Annotated in this window: 17 protein-coding genes; 6 read left to right on the plus strand and 11 right to left on the minus strand. The window is 68.3% G+C overall.

The window, feature by feature from the left end; translation table 11 throughout:
- Window positions 1-4: 4 nt before the first annotated feature.
- The 3 genes from ACI1V7_RS03360 to ompR all read right to left on the minus strand — a co-directional run bounded on the left by ACI1V7_RS03360 (window position 5) and on the right by ompR (window position 2,962).
- Complete coding sequence (locus ACI1V7_RS03360; RefSeq protein WP_404530350.1) at window positions 5-472, minus strand: DUF4124 domain-containing protein; 468 nt, start codon at window positions 470-472, stop codon at window positions 5-7.
- Window positions 473-812: 340 nt separating this feature from the next.
- The gene (locus ACI1V7_RS03365; protein ID WP_404530351.1) at window positions 813-2,177 is read right to left on the minus strand and encodes a sensor histidine kinase; all 1,365 of its coding nucleotides are present in this window, start codon (window positions 2,175-2,177) and stop codon (window positions 813-815) included.
- 20 nt (window positions 2,178-2,197) lie between these two features.
- Window positions 2,198-2,962, minus strand: a complete 765-nt coding sequence (ompR, locus tag ACI1V7_RS03370) for an osmolarity response regulator transcription factor OmpR (RefSeq protein ID WP_404530352.1) — start codon at window positions 2,960-2,962, stop codon at window positions 2,198-2,200.
- Window positions 2,963-3,178: 216 nt separating this feature from the next.
- Between ompR and ACI1V7_RS03375 the strand changes: the two genes are divergently transcribed.
- From ACI1V7_RS03375 to ACI1V7_RS03390, 4 genes are all read left to right on the plus strand, one after another.
- Window positions 3,179-3,556 carry a hypothetical protein gene (locus ACI1V7_RS03375; RefSeq protein ID WP_404530353.1) on the plus strand — a complete coding sequence of 126 codons (378 nt, stop codon included), beginning with the start codon at window positions 3,179-3,181 and terminating at the stop codon, window positions 3,554-3,556.
- 193 nt (window positions 3,557-3,749) lie between these two features.
- Entirely contained in the window at window positions 3,750-5,651 is a 1,902-nt protein-coding gene (locus ACI1V7_RS03380) for a flagellar assembly protein A (protein WP_404530354.1), read from the plus strand.
- A gap of 85 nt (window positions 5,652-5,736) precedes the next feature.
- Window positions 5,737-7,587, plus strand: coding sequence for a M2 family metallopeptidase (locus tag ACI1V7_RS03385; RefSeq protein ID WP_404530355.1), 1,851 nt, complete (start codon window positions 5,737-5,739; stop codon window positions 7,585-7,587).
- A gap of 92 nt (window positions 7,588-7,679) precedes the next feature.
- Window positions 7,680-8,168, plus strand: coding sequence for a chemotaxis protein CheW (locus ACI1V7_RS03390; RefSeq protein ID WP_404530356.1), 489 nt, complete (start codon window positions 7,680-7,682; stop codon window positions 8,166-8,168).
- A gap of 81 nt (window positions 8,169-8,249) precedes the next feature.
- On the opposite strand, the gene ACI1V7_RS03395 is transcribed toward ACI1V7_RS03390, so the two are convergent.
- The 4 genes from ACI1V7_RS03395 to ACI1V7_RS03410 all read right to left on the minus strand — a co-directional run bounded on the left by ACI1V7_RS03395 (window position 8,250) and on the right by ACI1V7_RS03410 (window position 12,790).
- Window positions 8,250-10,229: an ATP-binding cassette domain-containing protein gene (locus ACI1V7_RS03395; protein ID WP_404530357.1), complete on the minus strand. Its 1,980-nt coding sequence runs from the start codon at window positions 10,227-10,229 to the stop codon at window positions 8,250-8,252.
- A 148-nt stretch (window positions 10,230-10,377) separates the two neighbouring features.
- A complete protein-coding gene (prmB, locus tag ACI1V7_RS03400; protein ID WP_404530358.1) occupies window positions 10,378-11,265 on the minus strand; it encodes a 50S ribosomal protein L3 N(5)-glutamine methyltransferase in 888 nt (295 codons plus the stop codon).
- 14 nt (window positions 11,266-11,279) lie between these two features.
- Window positions 11,280-12,431, minus strand: coding sequence for a succinyl-diaminopimelate desuccinylase (gene dapE / locus ACI1V7_RS03405; protein ID WP_404530359.1), 1,152 nt, complete (start codon window positions 12,429-12,431; stop codon window positions 11,280-11,282).
- Entirely contained in the window at window positions 12,428-12,790 is a 363-nt protein-coding gene (locus ACI1V7_RS03410; protein WP_404530360.1) for an ArsC family reductase, read from the minus strand. The genes dapE and ACI1V7_RS03410 overlap by 4 nt, the downstream gene beginning before the upstream one ends.
- 190 nt (window positions 12,791-12,980) lie before the next feature.
- Here ACI1V7_RS03410 and ACI1V7_RS03415 point away from each other — a divergent pair, with 190 nt between their 5' ends.
- On the plus strand, window positions 12,981-13,334 hold the full coding sequence (locus ACI1V7_RS03415) for a hypothetical protein (RefSeq protein ID WP_404530361.1): 354 nt from the start codon (window positions 12,981-12,983) through the stop codon (window positions 13,332-13,334).
- A gap of 9 nt (window positions 13,335-13,343) precedes the next feature.
- Here the strand turns inward: ACI1V7_RS03415 and ACI1V7_RS03420 are convergent, their stop codons facing one another.
- From ACI1V7_RS03420 to dapC, 3 genes are all read right to left on the minus strand, one after another.
- Window positions 13,344-14,492 carry a PilT/PilU family type 4a pilus ATPase gene (locus tag ACI1V7_RS03420; RefSeq protein ID WP_404530362.1) on the minus strand — a complete coding sequence of 383 codons (1,149 nt, stop codon included), beginning with the start codon at window positions 14,490-14,492 and terminating at the stop codon, window positions 13,344-13,346.
- Window positions 14,493-14,575: 83 nt separating this feature from the next.
- Window positions 14,576-15,400 carry a 2,3,4,5-tetrahydropyridine-2,6-dicarboxylate N-succinyltransferase gene (dapD, locus tag ACI1V7_RS03425; protein WP_404530363.1) on the minus strand — a complete coding sequence of 275 codons (825 nt, stop codon included), beginning with the start codon at window positions 15,398-15,400 and terminating at the stop codon, window positions 14,576-14,578.
- Window positions 15,401-15,430: 30 nt separating this feature from the next.
- On the minus strand, window positions 15,431-16,651 hold the full coding sequence (dapC, locus tag ACI1V7_RS03430; RefSeq protein ID WP_404530364.1) for a succinyldiaminopimelate transaminase: 1,221 nt from the start codon (window positions 16,649-16,651) through the stop codon (window positions 15,431-15,433).
- Between the two features lie 142 nt (window positions 16,652-16,793).
- Between dapC and ACI1V7_RS03435 the strand changes: the two genes are divergently transcribed.
- Window positions 16,794-17,537 carry a YoaK family protein gene (locus ACI1V7_RS03435; protein WP_404530365.1) on the plus strand — a complete coding sequence of 248 codons (744 nt, stop codon included), beginning with the start codon at window positions 16,794-16,796 and terminating at the stop codon, window positions 17,535-17,537.
- Between the two features lie 105 nt (window positions 17,538-17,642).
- On the opposite strand, the gene ACI1V7_RS03440 is transcribed toward ACI1V7_RS03435, so the two are convergent.
- The gene (locus ACI1V7_RS03440; RefSeq protein WP_404530366.1) at window positions 17,643-18,731 is read right to left on the minus strand and encodes an AraC family transcriptional regulator; all 1,089 of its coding nucleotides are present in this window, start codon (window positions 18,729-18,731) and stop codon (window positions 17,643-17,645) included.
- Between the last annotated feature and the right edge of the window lie 48 nt (window positions 18,732-18,779).

Below are 18,779 nucleotides of genomic sequence, written 5' to 3' on the forward strand. Positions count from 1 at the left end.
TCCGCTACTGGATGCCGGCCAGGCTGGCGCGCGTGCCTTCCTGCTGCAGCAGCATGCGGCGCGCCGCCTTCAGCGTGGCCACGTCGCGGGCCAGCGGGGCAGGGACGGCGCCGGCGGGACGGCGCCAGGCATCGTGGCGCAGGTCGGCGGCGGGCAGCACGTGGCGCTGCGGCGGCGCCGTTGGCGTCATGGCCGCCACGGGCGGCGCGGACGGTTCCGGATCGGAGGAGCCCGTCGATGCCGTCAGGCCGCTGCCGCCCTGGGCTGCGCTGCCATCGGTGGCCAGGAGGCGGCCGGTCGAGCCGGCAGGGCAGGGCTGGTCGGTGAAGGTGGCATGGCCGCTGCCATCGACGCACTTGACGACGTCGCCGGCCTGCGCCGGCGCCAGGGGGGCCAATGATGCCGTCACCGATATCGCCAGTGCGGGCAGCGCGGCGGCGAGCCATCCCGCGAGGCTGAGTGCACGCTTCATGGTGTTCTCCTTGTTCAGGCTTCCATGCTGCGCCTCGCATCCCCCCGATTCTGTACGTTGCCACACCCTCCGTGCATGGTGGGCGCCTCCGTTCCAGACTGTCCGAACAGGCCTACACCGCGACGGGAAATCGCCCCCCCCGTCGGCCCTTGCAAGCGCGCCGAACGGCCCTATCTCGGAGTTGTTCCTCTGGTGCTTCGGCACTGGTTTCTCTGTCTCCTCCAAGTGCGAGCTTGGACTTTGCCGCCCGGCGCAGCGATGCGCGGGCGGCTTTTTCTTGGTGGAGTGGCTGCGGAATGCGTCGTCGCCCCGGCCTGCGCCGCGACGAGGTGCGACCGTCTTAAGGAGCCAGCGGTAGGGTGAACTGCAGCAGCAGGCCGCCGCCGGCGCGGTTGCTGACCGTCAGCTCGGCATTGTGGCGCGTGAGCACGCGCTCGACGATGGCCAGGCCCAGGCCGGAGCCGTTGGCCTGGCCGCGCGCGCTGTCCAGCCGCGTGAACGGGCGCAGCAGCTGCTGGATCTGGTCCTCGGGCACGCCGACGCCGCGGTCGTTGATCTCGACCACGGCGCGGCGGCCATGGCCCGTCAGCTTGACGTGGCAGGCGATGTCGATCTCGGTGACGTCCTCGCCCGGGGTCTTGCCGTAGCGGCGCGCGTTCTCGATCACGTTGTTGATCACGCGGCGCAGGTCGACCGGATTGCCCAGCACGACCACGTCCGGGTCGACCTCGATGGTGGTGCGCACGTCGGGCAGGCGGCCCGCCTCGCGCGCGCAGTCTGCCAGCAGTTCGGACAGGTCGACGGTGGTGAAGGTGGCGCTCTCGGTCGGGCGCGCGAAGTCTAGGAACTGGCCGATGATGGCGTCCATCTGGGCGATGTCCGACTGGATGCCGTCGCGCGCTTCCTGCGACAGGTTCGCCATCTCGACCTCGAGCTGCATGCGCGCCAGCGGCGTGCGCAGGTCGTGCGAGATGCCGGCCAGGATGATGGCGCGGTCCTTTTCCAGCTGCTGCAGGTCGTCGACCATCTGGTTGAAGCTGCGGTTGGCCTCGATGATCTCCTGCGAGCCCTTCTCGGGCAGGGCGGCGGGACGCTTGCCCTGGGCGATCGCGCGCGCAGCCGCCGTCAGGCGCGCCAGCGGCAGGTTGACGAGGCTCGAGATCAGCGCCGCGCCCAGCAGCGACAGCGCGCCCACCAGCGTGGCCCAGCCGACCCATTGCACGCGCGTGAGGTTGTTCAGGCGCTCGCGTTCCAGCATCAGCCAGTACTTGTCGCCGTCGATGTCGAAGCTGACCCAGAAGCCCGGCATGTCGTTGACGCGGCGCGAGAAGCGCGTGTCCGGGCCCAGCTTGCCGCGCACGATGGCGGCCAGCTCCGGCGTGAGGAAATTCGGTGGCGGCTCGACCTTGTCGGTGGGTTCCAGCGTCAGGATGCGGATGCCTTCGTTCGACACCAGTTCGAACAGCAGCTCGCTGCGCAGGTCGGGCGCCGAGTGGGTCAGCGCGGCCTTGGTGATGGTGACGACGGAGACCAGCAGCTCGGCGGTCTGCTCGACCTGGGGCCCGCGCTGGAACACGTTGATCATGCCGATCCACGATGCCATCGACAGGGTCGTCAGCAGCGACAGCAGGAAGAAGGTGCGCCAGAACAGGCCGCTCTTGAACCAGCCGAACCGGCGCGGACGCGGCAACTGCAGCGAAGACATCGTGGGCACTTGCAATGGCACTAGCGCGGCTGGCCTTCCGGAATGAACACGTAGCCCAGGCCCCAGACGGTCTGGATGTACAGCGGGCTGGAAGGATCGGGTTCGATCAGCTTGCGCAGGCGCGAGATCTGCACGTCGAGCGAACGGTCGAAGACTTCATATTCGCGGCCGCGCGCCAGTTCCATCAGCTTCTCGCGCGACAGCGGCTGGCGCGCATGGCGCGCGAACACCTTCAGCACGGAGAATTCACCCGTGGTCAGCGGCACGGTCTCGCCGTTCTTCTTGAGGGTGCGCGTGCCCAGGTCGAGCACGAAGTCGCCGAACTCGAAGGTCTGCGGGGTTTCGCTCGGCGCGCCGGGGATCTCGTCCGGGCCCTTGCGGCGCAGCACGGCATTGATGCGCGCCACCAGCTCGCGCGGGTTGAACGGCTTGGGCAGGTAGTCGTCGGCGCCCATCTCGAGTCCGACGATGCGGTCGACGTCCTCGCCCTTCGCAGTCAGCATGATGATCGGGGTCTGGTCGCCGGCGCCGCGCAGGCGGCGGCAGATCGACAGGCCGTCCTCGCCCGGCAGCATCAGGTCCAGCACCAGCAGGTCGTAACGCTCGCGCAGCCACAGCTTGTTCATGGCGGGCGCGCTCTCCGCCGTCACCACCTGGAATCCCTGTTCGGTCAGGTAGCGGCGCAACAAATCGCGCAGGCGCACGTCGTCGTCCACCACCATGATCTTGGCGGCATGGCCGCCAGTCGTGCCGGCTGCGCCGGCGTTCGGGCTCGTTGCATTCATAGGGTTGTCGTTGTCAGATTAATGTCGCTATGGTAACTTCATATCGTACAGCGGACAGGCGTAACTGTTGAGGCATTACATTGTGTTACAAACTTTACCCAATTCGCCTTATGCCCTACGCGGTTTCCACATACACTGGATTCATCGATACACCAGCGCTTCACAGCACATTCTTTAAGCTTATCCCCTTAGATGGCATCGCGGAAGAGGAACACCATGTACAGTGCGTTCACCCACCAACGAGCAGAGACGAAGGCAGGCCGGCTGGCCCAGGCCGTGCGTCGCGCCGCGTTGGCGTGCGCCCTGGTGCTGGTAGCCGTTGGAGCAATGGCCCAGCAGTATGGCGAACGCCGCGACGATCAGGTCATGCAGGGCCACCGTGCCGAGCGCTTCCAGTTGCCGCCGCAGGACCGCGACAATCGCCAGGCCGATAACCGCCAGGCCGAGTTCCGCGCGATGGAAGAGCAACGCCGCATGCAGCAGGACCAGCAGCAGTCCGAGCGCCGCGGCGGCCGCATGACCCAGGACGAACGGCGCGACCTGCGCCGCCAGATCAACGAAGCGGGCCGCGACCTGTATCCGCGCCAGCGCTGATCCGGCGCCCGGCCGGCGCCCGGCCGGTCGTCATGCGCCGCATCCGGCGCGTGTTGATATAACATCAGTTCTGATTTCTTTACAACAATAGAGTTGCCACACGTTTATTTCGTGGCATCAACGTGATACGCTTGCCAGCTTCCGACCCCGGCCCCGACCCTGCCGGGTCGCCAACCCTGGACGGGAGCCCATCGTGTCCACCGAATCCGTCGTACCGGCCATGCGCTTCGCCGCTGCCGGCGACCTGGAACATTGCATCGCGCAGCGCCCCGACGGCGTCTACGCCGACCCCGGCGTGCTCGGCACGACGCTGATCGCCGCCGTCGACGCCATCTTCCGCGACGGCCGTTATTTCGCCGGCGTCGACTACCCCATCCTGATCAAGGCCCTGTACGGCCATGGACCCGCGCTGCCCACGGGTCCGGACGGCGTGCCGCAAGTGCGCATCGCCGCCGAGATCCGTCCCTTCGATCCCGCCCGCAAGCCGCTGTACCACGCCGTCAAGATCAGCGGCGGCTGGGCCGACTACGTGTTCGAGCCGGCCTGGCTGCCCGATCCCGCCGACCCGGACGCGCCCGAGCAGCTCACCGCGCTCGACGTCGACGAATTCATCGCCGACGTCTGGACCAAGGGCGTGCGCTTCGGCATCGACGTCGACGCCGTGCGCGCCGCCATGGCCGCCGCGCACGCGGGCCGCGCCGACCGCGTGACGGTGGCGCGCCGCCTCGAGCCGGTGCAGGGCGTCGATGCGCACGTCGACGAAGTCTCGCGCGACATCCACCGCAGCGACGCGCCGCGCCAGCTCGCCGACGGGCGCCTCGACCTCACCAGCTTCCAGAACCGCTTCCCCCAGATCCAGGCCGGCGTGCGCCTGCTGCAGAAGATCGCCGCCACGCAGGGCGAACGGGGCTTCGAGGTGTCGGGCAGCGAACTGCCAGCCAAGCCGGGGCGCGACATGGACCTGGCGCCGTATGCGGGACCGGGCACCCAGGTCGAGCGCGGCCGCGATGGCGAGTTCCTCGTCTCCACGCAGGCCGGCTTCCTGACCGTGGATGCCAAGACCAGCCGCGTCTCCGTCGGCGACAAGATCGTCAGCCACGACGGCGTCAGCGCCCGCACCACGGGCAACCTGCAGCTGACCGGCGACTACGAGGAATTCGGCGACGTGCAGGAGATGCGCACGCTGGAAGGCGAGGGCATCGTCGTGCATGGCGACGTGTACGGCCACCTGGTCTCGCGCGGCGGCACCGTGCTGCTGCATGCGAACCTGATCGGCGGCAGCGTCGCCAACCGGCGCGGCGACATCGTCGTGCGCGGCGTCGCCTCGAACGCGGTGCTGCAGGCCGAGGATGGCGCCGTGACGCTGGAGCGGGCCGAGAACTGCGTCGTGTCCGGCACCCGCATCCGCATCGGCCATGCGATCAATTGCGAAGTGATCGGCGACGAGGTCGAGGTCGAGATCGCGGAAGGCAGCGCCATCGCCGGCCGCCGCGTGACGATCGATGGCACAACGCCGCGCAAGCAGAGCGAGATGCTGGTGGCCGTGCTGTGCCCGGAAGGGCCGCACATCGAGGAAGTGATCGCCGCCGTGGGCCAGCGCGTGGCCCAGTTCGACGCGCTGGTGGCGCAGCTGAAGTCGCAGCTGGAGGCCATGACGTCCAAGCCGGACGTGCGCCGCTACCTGATGCTGGCCTCGCGCGTGCGCAAGAACGAGATCAGCCTGTCGCCCGAGCAGGCGCGCCAGTTCCAGCGCATGGGCCAGGACGCGGGGCCGGCGCTGAAGGCGATCGGCGAGGCGTCGAACAAGGTCAAGGCGGCCGAGGCGCAGCAGCGCGAAGGCGGGCAGATGCTGGCGCGGCTGGAGGCGCAGCGGGTCGATGCGGCCAGCGTGTCGGCCGTCACCGTGCGCATGGTGCAGGGCGAGACCCAGGTGCGCATCCTGGGCTACAGCCCGGCGGCGGGCAGCGCGCCGTACCGCCTGGCGCCGCGCGACATCCGCACGCGGCTGCGCGGACCGCAGCGCGGGGAGCTGCTGTTCTCGGGCAGCAGCGGGCAGGTGGCGTGGAACAGCGCGGACGCCCTTTCCCAGGGCTGAGCAGGGACGTATACTCGGTGGGCGCCGCCTTCATCCTGGCGGCGCCACGACGACAACCACATACCGAGGGAATCACTTGAAGACCATGCGTCCATTCCAGCCGCGCCTGATCGCGCTGCTGGTCGCGAGCTGCGCCGCGTCCATGCCGGCCGGCGCCGCCACCAAAGCCTCCGCCACCTCCACCGCCAAGCCCACCGTGGCGGAAGCCCAGCGCTTCATCGCCGAATCGGAGCGCGACCTCGACCGCCTCGGCCTCGACGCCGGCCGCGCCGAATGGGTCGCCGAGAACTTCATCACGCTCGACACCGAGACGATGACCGCGCAGGCCAACGAGCAGTACCTGGGCCTGTCCGGCGCCGTGGCGCTGAAGGCGGGCCGCTACAAGGACCTCAAGCTGCCCGCCGACGACGCGCGCAAGCTGATGCTGCTGCGCCAGAACCTGGTGCTGTCCGACGGCGCCGACCGTGCCGCCTACGCGCGCCTGGCCGCCAGCATGACGGGCGCCTACGGCAAGGCGAAATACTGCCCGCCGGCCGCGGCCGGCGCCGCCAAGCCGGAGTGCCTGCCGCTGGGCGCGCTGGAAAAGATCCTCGCCACCAGCCACGATCCGGCCAGGCTGAAGGACGCCTGGCTGGGCTGGCATGCGCAGTCGCCGGCCTACAAGGCCGACTACGCGAAATACGTCGAGGTGTCGAACAAGGGCGCCCGCGCGATGGGCTTCGCCGACACGGGCGCGCTGTGGCGCTCGCGCTACGACATGGCGCCGGATGCCTTCGCGGCCGACATGGAGCGCCTGTGGCAGCAGGTCCGCCCGCTGTACGAGGCGCTGCACACCTACACCCGCTACAAGCTGCGCCAGACCTATGGCCCGGCCGTCGTGCCGGCCAGCGGCCCGATCCCGGCCCACCTGCTGGGCAATATGTGGGCGCAGAGCTGGGACAACCTGTACCCGCTGCTGAAGCCGGCCAATGACGCCAAGGGCGAGGATCTGACCGCGCTGCTGGAAGAGCGCAAGACGACGGCCGTCGAGATGACGCGCTATGCCGAAGGCTTCTATGCCTCGCTGGGCATGCGCAAGCTGCCGGAGACCTTCTGGGAACGCTCGCTGCTGACCAAGCCGCGCGACCGCGACGTCGTCTGCCACGCCTCGGCCTGGGACCTGGACGGCAAGGACGACGTGCGCGTCAAGATGTGCATCACCCCGACGGCCGAGGACTTCCGCACCATCCACCACGAGCTGGGCCACCTGTACTACGACCTCGCGTACAGCACGCAGCCGCCGCTGTTCAAGAACGGCGCCAACGACGGCTTCCACGAAGCCATCGGCGACACCGTCGCGCTGTCGATCACGCCGGCCTACCTCAAGAAGGTCGGCCTGATGAAGACGGAGCCGGACCCGTCCCAGGACATCGGCCCGCTGCTGTACACGGCGCTGCAGAAGGTCGCCTTCATGCCATTCGCCTACATGGTCGACAAGTGGCGCTGGCAGGTCTACGGCGGCCAGGTCAAGCCGGCCGACTACGACAAGGCCTGGTGGGCGCTGAAGGAGCAGTACCAGGGCGTATCGCGTCCTGCGCCGCTCGCGGCCGACGGCTTCGACGCCGGCGCCAAGTTCCACGTCGCCAGCGACACCCCGTATGCGCGCTACTTCCTCGCCCACGTGCTGCAGTTCCAGTTCCACCGCGCGCTGTGCCGCGAGGCCGGCGACACCGGCCCGCTGAACCGCTGCTCGATCTATGCGAACAAGAAGGCCGGCGCCAAGTTCCAGCAGATGCTGGAAATGGGCACCAGCAAGCCGTGGCCGGAAGCGCTGAAGGCGGTGACGGGCGAGGAGCGCCTGGATGCGACCGCGATGCTCGAGTACTTCGCGCCGCTCAAGGCCTGGCTGGACACGCAGAACAAGCAGCTGGCCGTGACGGATGCCCAGCTGAAGTAATCCAGGTGTCGACCGCCGCAGTAGTTGACTGCAATCAACAGCGGCGTCCCGAGGCACCGTAGCATGGCAAGGTTCCGAGAAAGGACTTTGCCATGCACGATACCATCGCCTCCGCCACCTCCTTTGCCACCGGCCAGCAGTTCCTGAGCTTCACGCTCGGCGGCCTCGAATACGGGATCGATTTCGCCAAGGTGCAGGAACTGCGCGTGCTCAAGACGCTGGAGCGCTTCACCTCGCAGGGCGAAATCGTCGGCGGCGTGGCCGTCTCGCGCGGCGTGATCATGCCGCTGGTCGACATGCGCTCCGCCTTCGGCAGCAGCCCGGACGCGCCGGACCCGCTGACCGACGTGATCATCCTGAAGCTGTCGCAGTGCACGATGGGGATGGTGGTGGATGGCGTCACCGGCGTGGTGACGCTGGCGCCGGAGCAGGTGGTGCCGGTGCCGGGCGCGGGCGGCGCGCAGGCCGGCTACCTGATCGGGCTGGGACAGTGCGAGGGCAGGCGGCTGATCCTGGTCGATATCGACCGGCTGATGTCGGTGAAGGGGTCGGTGCTGGAGGCGGCGAGACACGTCGCGTAACGTCGCCCCTGCGAAGGCAGGGGTCCAAGTTCGTACCCGTTCACGCAACATTGGGCCCCTGCCTTCGCAGGGGCGACGTGGTCAAGCAACGAGGGTTTCCAGCTGCTCCTGCAATTCCAGCCACTCCGTTTCCAGGTTCCCCAGGTCGCGCGTCAGGAAGGCCTGGTCCGCCACCAGATTCTTCAACTCTTCCTTCTTGTCCGCTTCGTAGATGGCCGGGTCGACCAGGCGGGCATCGACGTCGGCCTTCTTCGCGTTCAGCTTGGCCATCTGCTCCTCGAGGCGCTTGATGCGGTTCTCGATCGGCTTCTTCAGCGCGGCCAGGCGCTGGCGCTCCTCGGCCTCCTGGCGTTTCTGTTCCTTGCGGTCGACGGCCGGTACGGGCGCGGCCGGGGCGGGCGCCCTGGCATCGGCGGCCGGCAGCGCGGGCGCCTCCGTGCCCTTGCCCAGCTTGGTCTGGAACAGCCAGTCCTTGTAGTCGTCCAGGTCGCCGTCGAACGGTTGCAGGCGGCCGTCGGCGACGATCACGAACTGGTCGGTGGTGGCGCGCAGCAGGTGGCGGTCGTGCGAGACCACCATCAGCGTGCCTTCGAACTGCGCCAGCGCCAGCGTCAGCGCCTCGCGCGTCTCCAGGTCCAGGTGGTTGGTCGGTTCGTCCAGCAGCAGCAGGTTGGGGCGCTGCCACACGATCAGCGCCAGCGCCAGGCGCGCCTTCTCGCCGCCGGAGAACGGCTTGATCGGGCTGGTCACCATGTCGCCCGGGAAGTTGAAGCCGCCCAGGAAGTTGCGCAGTTCCTGTTCGCGCACCGTCGGCGCGATCTTCTGCAAGTGCCACAAGGGCGATTCGTCGTGGCGCAGCATCTCGACCTGGTGCTGGGCGAAGTAGCCGATCACGAGGCCCTTGCCCAGCGTCGCGGTGCCGGACACGGGTTCCAGCTCCGACGCGATCGTCTTGATCAGCGTGGACTTGCCGGCGCCGTTCACGCCCAGCAGGCCGATGCGCTGGCCCGTCTGCAGCGAGAAGTTCACGCGCTGCACGATCACCTTGGCGTCGACCTTGTCGCCATGGGCGTCGAGGATCGGGTAGCCGGCGTCGACGTCTTCCATCACCAGCAGCGGGTTCGGCGCCGACAGGGGTTCGCGGAACTCGAACGAGAATTCGGCGGCCGCGCGCAGCGGCGCCAGTTCCTCCATCTTGGCCAGCGCCTTCATGCGGCTCTGGGCCTGGCGCGCCTTGGTGGCCTTGGCCTTGAAGCGGTCGACGAAGGATTGCAGGTGGGCGCGCGTGCGCTGCTGCTTTTCGTAGGCCGCCGCGGCCAGCACCAGGTGGGCGGCGCGCTGGCGCTCGAACGCCGAGTAGTTGCCCGAGTAGCGCTTCAGCTTGCGCTCGTCGATGTGCACGACGACGTTCACCACCTCGTCCAGGAAGTCGCGGTCGTGCGAGATCACGATCAGGGTGCCCGGGTAGCGTTTCAGCCAGTCTTCCAGCCAGATGATCGCGTCCAGGTCCAGGTGGTTGGTCGGTTCGTCCAGCAGCAAGAGGTCGGAAGGGCACATCAGCGCCTGCGCCAGGTTCAGGCGCATGCGCCAGCCGCCCGAGAAGCTCGACACGGGGCGCGCCATCTGCTCCAGCGTGAAGCCCAGGCCCAGCAGCAGCTGCTCGGCGCGCGACTGCACCGTGTAGGCGTCGGCGTCGGCCAGGCCGGAGTGGACTTCGCCGATGGCGATGCCGTTCTCCGTCGTGTGGGGCAGGGCTTCCAGGCGCTCCAGTTCGGCCTGCAGGCGGCGCAGGTTGACGTCGCCGTCGATCGCGTAGTCGATGGCCGGGCGGTCCAGCGCCGGGGTTTCCTGGGCCACGTAGGCCATGCGCCAGCGCGCCGGGAAGTCGATCTCGCCCTGGTCCGGATGCAGTTCGCCGCGCAGCATCGCGAACAGGCTGGATTTGCCGGCGCCGTTGGCGCCGATCAGGCCGATCTTGTCGCCGGGATTGAGGGTGAGGTCGGCGTCTTCCAGCAGCGGCTTGGTGCCGCGCATCAGGCTGACGTTGAGGAATCGGATCATGTGAGATTTAAGCGTTATGGTGCTTCGTCATTGCCGGCATTGCCGGCAATGACTCCCTGCGCAGGCAGGGACCCAAGTTCTGCGAACGCTGCGTCGGCGCGTGCAAGATTGGGTCCCTGCCTTCGCAGGGACGACGGTGGTGGTGCATTTATTTCGTCAGCTGTTCCGCCGTCAGCAGGAACACCGCATCGTCGCCGATGCTGGTGGTCAGCCAGGTCAGGCCCAGTGCGCCGAAGGCGGCTTCCGCGTATTCGCGCTCGTTGCCGATCTCGACCACCAGGATGCCTTCCGGCGTCAGGCGCTCGGCGGCGCCGTCGACGATCTTGCGCACCAGGTCCATGCCGTCCGCGCCGCCGGCCAGGGCGATCTGCGGCTCGCGCAGGTATTCCGGCGGCAGCTTGGCCATCGAGTCGCTGTTCACGTACGGCGGGTTGGAGACGATCAGGTCGTATTTCTTGAACGGGACGTTCTGGTACAGGTCCGATTCGATCGGATTGACGCGGCCTTCGAGCTTGTAGTCGCGGATGTTGCGCTCGGCGACGGCCAGCGCGTCGCCCGAGATGTCGACGGCGTCGACGACGGCGTTCGGGAAGGCGTCGGCCATCATGATCGCCAGGCAGCCGGAACCCGTGCACAGTTCGAGCACGTTCTCGACGGCTTCCGGATCGGCGACCCACGGGCTGAAGGCGTTCGGGATCAGTTCCGCGATGAAGGAGCGGGGCACCAGCACGCGCTCGTCGACGTAGAAGCTGTAGCTGCCCAGCCAGGCCTCGTTGGTGATGTAGGCGGCCGGCACGCGCTCGACCACGCGGCGCTCGATCACGGCCAGCACCTGCAGCACTTCTTCCGGCAGCAGGCGGGCGTCCAGGAAGGGATCGAGCTTGTCGAGCGGGAGCTTGAGGGTGTGCAGGATCAGGTAGGCGGCTTCGTCGATGGCTTCGGCGCTGCCGTGGCCGAAGAACAGCTTGGCGCCGTTGAAGCGGGTGACGGCGTAGCGCAGCAGGTCGCGCGGCGTGCTAAAAGTGGTCGTGGTCATGGTATGGCCTTTGGTCATGCCGCGTTCGGCGTGCTTGCCAGCAGGCGCTCGAGCGTGCGGCGGTAGATGTTCTTGAGCGGATCGATGTAGCGCACCTCGATGTGCTCGTCGATCTTGTGGATGCTGGCGTTGAGTGGCCCGAATTCTACCACCTGGGGGCAGATGCGGGCGATGAAGCGGCCGTCGGAGGTCCCGCCGGTGGTCGACAGTTCCGTCGTCACGCCCAGCTCCGCGCGGATCGCGCCGCACACGGCGTCCGACAGCGTGCCCTTCGGCGTCAGGAACGGTTCGCCCGACAGCGTCCATTGCAGGTCATAGTCCAGGCCGTGGCGGTCCAGGATCGCGTGCACGCGCGCCTGCAGGCCCTCCGCCGTGCTGGCGGTCGAGAAGCGGAAGTTGAAGTCGACCTTCATCTGGCCCGGGATGACGTTGGTGGCGCCGGTGCCGGCGGCGATGTTCGACACCTGCCAGCTGGTCGGCGGGAAGTACTCGTTGCCGTCGTCCCAGACCTCGGCCGCCAGCTCGGCCAGCGCCGGCGCGGCCTGGTGGATCGGGTTGCGCGCCAGGTGCGGGTAGGCGATGTGGCCCTGCACGCCTTTCACGACGAGGCAGCCGGACAGCGAGCCGCGGCGGCCGTTCTTGATCATGTCGCCCAGCACGTGGCTGGAGGTGGGCTCGCCGACGAGGCAATAGTCGATCGCCTCGCCGCGCTCTTCCAGCAGCTCGCACACGACGACGGTGCCGTCCACGGCCGGGCCTTCCTCGTCGCTGGTGATCAGGAAGGCGATCGAGCCGTCATGCTGCGGGTGGCTGGCGACGAATTCCTCGGACGCGACGACCATCGCGGCGATCGAGGCCTTCATGTCGGAGGCGCCGCGGCCGTACAGCTTGCCGTCGCGGACGGTCGGCGCGAACGGCTGCGACGCCCACTGGTCGACGGGGCCGGACGGCACCACGTCCGTATGGCCGGCGAACACGAACACGGGAGAGGCCGTGCCGCGCCGCGCCCACAGGTTGGTCACGCCGTTCGACACGATGGTCTCGCACACGAAGCCCAGCGGGGCCAGCAGCTCGATCAGGCGCTGCTGGCAGCCCTTGTCGTTCGGGGTGACGGAGTCGAGCGCGATCAGCTCTTCCGTCAGCAGTTGGGTACGCGACGCCTTCATGCCTTGCCGCCTCCGAAGATGGCCCCGTACTGGGCGTCCGAGAAGCCGACCGACAGGGGCCCCGCGCCTTCCAGCACGGGACGCTTGATGACGGACGGATTTTCCAGCATCAGTTCGAGGGCGCTGGCCTTGTCGATGACCTGCGCGCGGCGTTCGTCGGACAGCTTGCGCCAGGTCGTGCCCTTGCGGTTCACCAGGACCTCCCAGTCGGCCTGCTCGAGCCAGGACGCGACGGTGGCGCGCTCCAGGCCCTGTTTCTTGAAGTCGTGGAAGGCGAACTCCTGGCCGTGGTCGGCCAGCCAGGTGCGTGCTTTTTTGACGGTGTCGCAGTTGGGAATACCGTAGAGGGTCTTTTTCATCAGTAACGAATGCTGGGCCGGCCGTGGCCGGCGGGTGTTGCGGTTCGGGAAGCCGCGAAGGATAGCACAGGCCGCCAACGCGGTGGATAGTGTAGCAATGCGCGGAAGGACGCGCCGCGCCGAACCAATCGCACGGCGGCCGGTCAGATAGATGGTCGAGTCCCGAGGAGTGATCATGCCACGCATCGCGATGGGTTTACTCTGCTGCACGCTCGTGGCGCTGCCCGGCCTTGCCGGCGCCGCCAAGGTAAGAATCAATTGCTCGCCCCGCACCTTCGTCCCGCTGCAGGGCTGGTCCGGCATCGTCGGCACCTACGAGCTGTCCAATGGCGACACGCTGCGCGTGACCCGCGACGGCATGCGCTACCACGCCGAGATGGCCAGCACCGGCAGCGTCGAGATCGTGCCGCTGAGCGACCACGACTTCGCCGAGCGGGGCGGCCCGCTACGCTTCGCGTTCGACCGTGGCCTGGGCGATGTGGACGTCCGGGTGCGCGGGCTGGATGCGCCGCGGCCGGTCACGCCGCTCTGTCCGCCGCGCTAGGCGGCCGAACTAGTTGTCCAGCGTGAATTCGGTGAACGAGGGGCCCGCGGGCGGTTCGGCCGGCTTGGCCGGCGTGTCTTCCTTCTTCGCGCCGCCCGCCGATCCATTGTTGATGAGCCAGAGCAGGTTGGTCGCCGAGTCGGCATTCGCCAATGCCTCGTCCTGGGTGACGAGGCCGGCCTGCACCAGGTCCAGCAGCGCCCGCTCGAACGATTGCGAGCCGGGCGACAGGCTGTTGTCGATCGCTTCCCGGATCTGGCCGATGTCGCCTTTTTCGATCAGGTCCGCCACGTAGCGCGTGTTGACCATGACCTCGACGGCCGGCTGGCGCGCGCCGCCCGCCTTGGCGCGCACGAGGCGCTGCGAGACGATCGCCTTGACGGTCGAGGACAGGTCCTGCAGCAGGGCGGGGCGGTTTTCGATGGGGTAGAAGCTGATGATGCGGTTCAGCGCGTTATAGCTGTTGTTCGCGTGCAGCGTCGCCAGCACGAGGTGGCCGGACTGGGCGTAGGCGAGGGCGGCGGCCATCGTGTCCTTGTCGCGGATCTCGCCGATCAGGATGCAGTCGGGCGCCTGGCGCAGCGAATTGCGCAGGGCGACCTCGAAACTGGCGGCGTCGCTGCCGATCTCGCGCTGGTTGACGATCGCCTTCTTGTTCTTGAACAGGTATTCGATCGGGTCTTCCAGCGTCAGGATGTGGCCGGAGCGCTGTTCGTTGCGGTAGTCCAGCATCGAGGCGATGGTCGTCGACTTGCCGGACCCGGTGGCGCCCACGATCAGCAGCAGACCGCGCTTTTCCATGATCAGCTCGGACAGGACGGGCGGCAGGCCCAGCTCGGCGAGCGGCGGGATGCTGGCCGGGATGAAGCGGAACACGGCGGAGACCGTGCCGCGCTGGCGGAAGGCGGACAAACGGAAACGGCCGAGGTTGGGCACGGAAATGCCCATATTGAGCTCGTTGTCGCGCGCCAGCTCGGCCATCTGCGCGGGCGTGGCGACTTCGGACAGCAGGGAGTCGATATTGTCCGGCTCCAGCTTGTGCTGGTTGATCGGGATGAGGTTGCCGTTGATCTTGATGTGAACAGGAGAATTGACCGCGAAGAACATGTCGGACGCGTTCTTTTCCTTCATCAATTGGAACAAGCGTTCCATGGCCATTGCGTTGTCTCCAAGGGGCGCTGACCCCGGTGTTCACTCAGGCTGTGGGTGGGCACCACGTGCCCACCATGCACATCACGACATCAAACGCCGCGCAGCAGCTCGTTGATGCCGGTCTTGGCGCGCGTCTGCGCATCGACGCGCTTGACGATCACGGCGCAGTAAAGGCTGTACTTGCCGTCGGCCGAGGGCAGACTGCCCGACACGACCACGGAACCCGACGGTACGCGGCCGTAGCTGACTTCGCCCGTCTCGCGGTTGTAGATCTTGGTCGACTGGCCGATGTACACGCCCATCGAGATCACCGAGTTCTCTTCGACGATCACGCCTTCGACGATTTCCGAACGGGCGCCGATGAAGCAGTTGTCTTCGATGATGGTCGGGTTGGCCTGCATCGGCTCCAGCACGCCGCCGATGCCGACGCCGCCCGACAGGTGCACGTTCTTGCCGATCTGGGCGCAGGAACCGACGGTGGCCCAGGTGTCGACCATGGTGCCTTCGTCGACGTAGGCGCCGATGTTCACGTAGGACGGCATCAGCACGACGTTCTTGCCGATGAAGGAGCCGCGGCGGGCCACGGCCGGCGGCACCACGCGGAAGCCGCCCTTGGCGAAGTCGTCGGCGCTGTAGTTGGCGAACTTGGTCGGGACCTTGTCGTAGAACTGCATGCCGCCGCCCTCGACGGGCACGTTGTTCTCGAGGCGGAACGACAGCAGCACGGCCTTCTTGATCCACTGGTTCACGACCCAGGTGCCGGTGTCCTTCTGCGCCACGCGCAGGCTGCCGTCGTCGAGGCCGGCAAGGACGTGGGCAACGGCGTCGCGCACTTCGGCGCTGGCATTGTTCGGGCTGATCTCGGCGCGCTGTTCCCAGGCGGTCTCGATGATGGTCTGCAGTTGTTGGGTCATGGTGGTTGTACTCTACGTATGTGAATCTTTTCAGGATGTCTTGAGGCCTTTGCAGAACTGGACGATGCGGTTCGCCGCTTCCAGTCCCTCGTCCACCCCGGCGACGAGCGCCATGCGGATGCGGTTGCTGCCCGGGTTGATGCCGTGCGCGTCGCGCGCCAGGTAGCTTCCGGGCAAAACCGTGACATTATATTCGGCGTACAGGCGCCGTGCGAACTCCGTGTCCGACAGGCCGCTCCTGCGCACGTCGGCCCACAGGTAGAAGCCGGCGTCGGGCAGTTCCACGTCCATCACCTCCTTGAGCAGCGGGGTGATCAGGCTGAATTTTTCCCTGTACAGGTTGCGGTTGTCCTGCACGTGGGTCTCGTCGCCCCAGGCCGCGACGGACGCCGCCTGGACCGGCGGCGGCATGGCGCCGCCCGAATAGGTGCGGTACAGCAGGAATTTCTTCATCAGTTCCGGGTCGCCCGCGACGAAGCCGGAGCGCATGCCCGGCACGTTCGAGCGCTTGGACAGGCTCGAGAACACGATCAGGTTCGCATACGGACGAGCGCCCTGGCTACGGCCGAGCTGGTGCGCCGCTTCCAGCGCGCCCAGCGGCGGCGTGGCGCCGAAATAGATCTCGGAATAGCACTCGTCGGAGGCGATGACGAAGCCATGGCGGTCGGCCAGGTCGAACAGCGTGCGCCAGTCGTCCAGCGACAGCACCGCGCCGGTCGGGTTGCCCGGCGAGCACACGTACAGGAGCTGCACGCGCGTCCACACGTCGTCCGGCACGCTGCCGTAGTCGGGGGCGAAGTTGCGGGCCGGTTCCGAATTGACGAAATACGGCTCGGCGCCGGCCAGGTAGGCCGCGCCTTCGTAGATCTGGTAGAACGGGTTCGGGCACAGCACCAGCGCGCCCGGCTTGCTCCCGTCGACGACGCACTGGGCGATGGCGAACAGCGCCTCGCGCGAGCCGTTCACCGGCAGCACCATCGTGGCCGGATCGATCGGCGGCACCCCGTAGCGGCGCTCCAGCCACCCGGCGATCGCGGCCCGCAGCGGCTCGCCGCCGTGCGTGCTCGGATAGTTGGCCAGTCCCGCGATGCCCTGCGTCAGCGCCTTCTGGATGAAGGCGGGCGTGGGATGCTTGGGTTCACCGATGCCGAGGCTGATGGGCGCGTAGTCGGGGTGCGGCGCGACGCCGGCGAACAATTGGCGCAGTTTTTCGAACGGGTAGGGATGCAGTCTGTCGAGATGTGGATTCACGGCGTGATGGAGACATTGTTCTTGGGTGAAGATCCATTATAGCCACGCCGGAGCGGGTCCGCGCATCATTGCGCTCGCCCCTTGGGCACGCTTGTCGTAGTATTGACTAAGGGAACTTTTATCCGGACCATTTTTGCGCGCCATGCCGATCGCCTACATCCGTGCCCTGACCAGCCACGCGCGCAGCCCGCGCGCCAACCGCCACCTCGGCTGCGCGCTGGCCTTCGTGGCCGGGGCCATCAACGCCGGCGGCTTCCTGGCGGTGCGCCAGTACACCTCGCACATGACGGGCATCGTGTCGGCGGCCGCGGACCGGCTGGCGCTGGGCGCCGGCGGCCTGGCCCTGGATGCGCTGGGCGCGCTGCTGTGCTTCCTGCTGGGCGCGGCCTGCACGGCCGTCATGGTCCACCACGCGCGCCGCCATGCGCTGGCCAGCGAATACGCGCTGCCGCTGCTGCTCGAGGCCGCGCTGCTGCTGGTGTTCGGCATGCTGGGCGCGCGCCTGGCCGCCATCGACTTCGTGCCGGCCGCCGTGATGCTGCTGTGCTTCATGATGGGCTTGCAGAATGCGCTGGTGACGAAGCTGTCGCAGGCGGAGATCCGCACCACCCACATGACGGGCATCGTCACCGACCTGGGGATCGAGCTGGGCAAGCTGGCCTACTGGCACCGCGGCGCGCTGCGGCCGACGGTGGCGGCCGACCGCGCCCGCCTGCGCCTGCTGGCGCTGCTCTTGCTGTGCTTCTTCGCCGGCGGCGTGGGCGGCGCGCTCGGCTTCGCCCATGCGGGCTACCTGGCGACGGTGCCGCTGGCGCTGTTCCTGTGCGGGCTGGCGATCGTGCCGGCGCTGGACGACCTGCACGTGCTGGCGCGGCGGGCGCGCTGACGCCGCCGTCCCGCCCCCACCGTCGTCCCGCAGGCCGGGACCCAAGGTCGCGCAGTCGTAACGCCCGCCGGATTGCGCCCCCGCCTGCGCGGGGGCGACGCCCATTCAGTAGCCATTCATCCGCTGCCGCTCCCGCCACGCTCCCGGATTCACGCCGCCCGTCCACTCCCTGAACGCATGCGTGAACGCGCTCTGCTCCTGGTAGCCCAGCAGGAAGGCGATGTCGACCAGCGACAATCCGTCCTGGCGCAGGTAGTCCAGCGCCAGCGCGTGGCGCACGCCGTCCAGCACCTGCTGGAAAGTGGCGCCGGCGTCCGCCAGCTTGCGCTGCAGCGTGCGCGCCGACGTGCCCATGTCGGCCGCGACGGTCGCCAGGCGTACCGGCTCGGGCGCCAGCGCGCGCGCCAGGTCGGGGCTCAGGCGGCGCAGCACGGCCTCGTGCACCTCGCCGACGACGCCCTGGCGGGTACGTTCGCGCAGCAGGCGCTCGGCGTGCTCGCGCAGCACGGGAAACAGGCCGGGGTCGGCGTTCGGCACGGGCATCGCGAGGATGGCCGCGTCGAAGGCCGCCGTGTTCGCGCCGGTGCCGAAGCGCGGCGCCACGCCCAGGACGCGCTCGTACTCGGCCAGGTCGGCGCCGCTGTCGTGGGCGAAGCAGACTTCGCGCGGCGCCAGCGGGCGCCCGGCCAGCCAGCAGCCGAAGATGCGGATGCCGGCGAACACGCTCTCGACGAGGTGGCGGTTGGCGCGCGGATAGGCCGTCAGCCAGGTGTAGCGGGCCACGTCGCCGTCCAGCGCCAGTTGCGAGCGGCCCAGGTCGTGCGCCAGCTGTTCGTAGCGCTGCGTCAGCTCGAAGGCCTGGCCCAGGTGCTGGCAGGCCATCAGCACCACGCCGTGCACGCTGTAGGTGCCGGGGCGCACGCGCTCGCCCACGTGCAGGCCGAAGTGCGGGTCGCTGCCCAGGCGCGCGCCGGCGTCCAGCAGGGCGATGTATTCGTGCGTCGCCAGCGATTCGGGCAGGGTGCCGGGGTCGGCGAGCGGCAGCGCCGGTAGCGCGTCGGGCGCCAGGCCGGCAGCGGCGGCGAGGGCCGCCGCATCGATGCCGCGTTCGGCGGCGGTTTCGAGCAGGGGGAGCAGGTAGGCGCCGGTGACGCGCGGCGTCGCGGCTGGCAGGTTGGAGCAAGCGCTTGGCATGAATCAGCAATACGGACATCGGGGGTTTCATTATGCTGAAGCGCCCCG

It is taken from the genome of Massilia paldalensis (assembly GCF_044901715.1).
Classification (GTDB): domain Bacteria; phylum Pseudomonadota; class Gammaproteobacteria; order Burkholderiales; family Burkholderiaceae_D; genus Telluria; species Telluria paldalensis.

Coding starts and splice junctions, on each gene's coding strand:
- ACI1V7_RS03360 (WP_404530350.1), bottom strand. CDS start 472: ATGAAGCGTGCACTCAGCCTCGCGGGATGGCTCGCCGCCGCGCTGCCC.
- ACI1V7_RS03365 (WP_404530351.1), bottom strand. CDS start 2,177: ATGTCTTCGCTGCAGTTGCCGCGTCCGCGCCGGTTCGGCTGGTTCAAG.
- ompR (WP_404530352.1), bottom strand. CDS start 2,962: ATGAATGCAACGAGCCCGAACGCCGGCGCAGCCGGCACGACTGGCGGC.
- ACI1V7_RS03375 (WP_404530353.1), top strand. CDS start 3,179: ATGTACAGTGCGTTCACCCACCAACGAGCAGAGACGAAGGCAGGCCGG.
- ACI1V7_RS03385 (WP_404530355.1), top strand. CDS start 5,737: ATGCGTCCATTCCAGCCGCGCCTGATCGCGCTGCTGGTCGCGAGCTGC.
- ACI1V7_RS03390 (WP_404530356.1), top strand. CDS start 7,680: ATGCACGATACCATCGCCTCCGCCACCTCCTTTGCCACCGGCCAGCAG.
- ACI1V7_RS03395 (WP_404530357.1), bottom strand. CDS start 10,229: ATGATCCGATTCCTCAACGTCAGCCTGATGCGCGGCACCAAGCCGCTG.
- prmB (WP_404530358.1), bottom strand. CDS start 11,265: ATGACCACGACCACTTTTAGCACGCCGCGCGACCTGCTGCGCTACGCC.
- dapE (WP_404530359.1), bottom strand. CDS start 12,431: ATGAAGGCGTCGCGTACCCAACTGCTGACGGAAGAGCTGATCGCGCTC.
- ACI1V7_RS03410 (WP_404530360.1), bottom strand. CDS start 12,790: ATGAAAAAGACCCTCTACGGTATTCCCAACTGCGACACCGTCAAAAAA.
- ACI1V7_RS03415 (WP_404530361.1), top strand. CDS start 12,981: ATGGGTTTACTCTGCTGCACGCTCGTGGCGCTGCCCGGCCTTGCCGGC.
- ACI1V7_RS03420 (WP_404530362.1), bottom strand. CDS start 14,492: ATGGCCATGGAACGCTTGTTCCAATTGATGAAGGAAAAGAACGCGTCC.
- dapD (WP_404530363.1), bottom strand. CDS start 15,400: ATGACCCAACAACTGCAGACCATCATCGAGACCGCCTGGGAACAGCGC.
- ACI1V7_RS03435 (WP_404530365.1), top strand. CDS start 16,794: ATGCCGATCGCCTACATCCGTGCCCTGACCAGCCACGCGCGCAGCCCG.
- ACI1V7_RS03440 (WP_404530366.1), bottom strand. CDS start 18,731: ATGCCAAGCGCTTGCTCCAACCTGCCAGCCGCGACGCCGCGCGTCACC.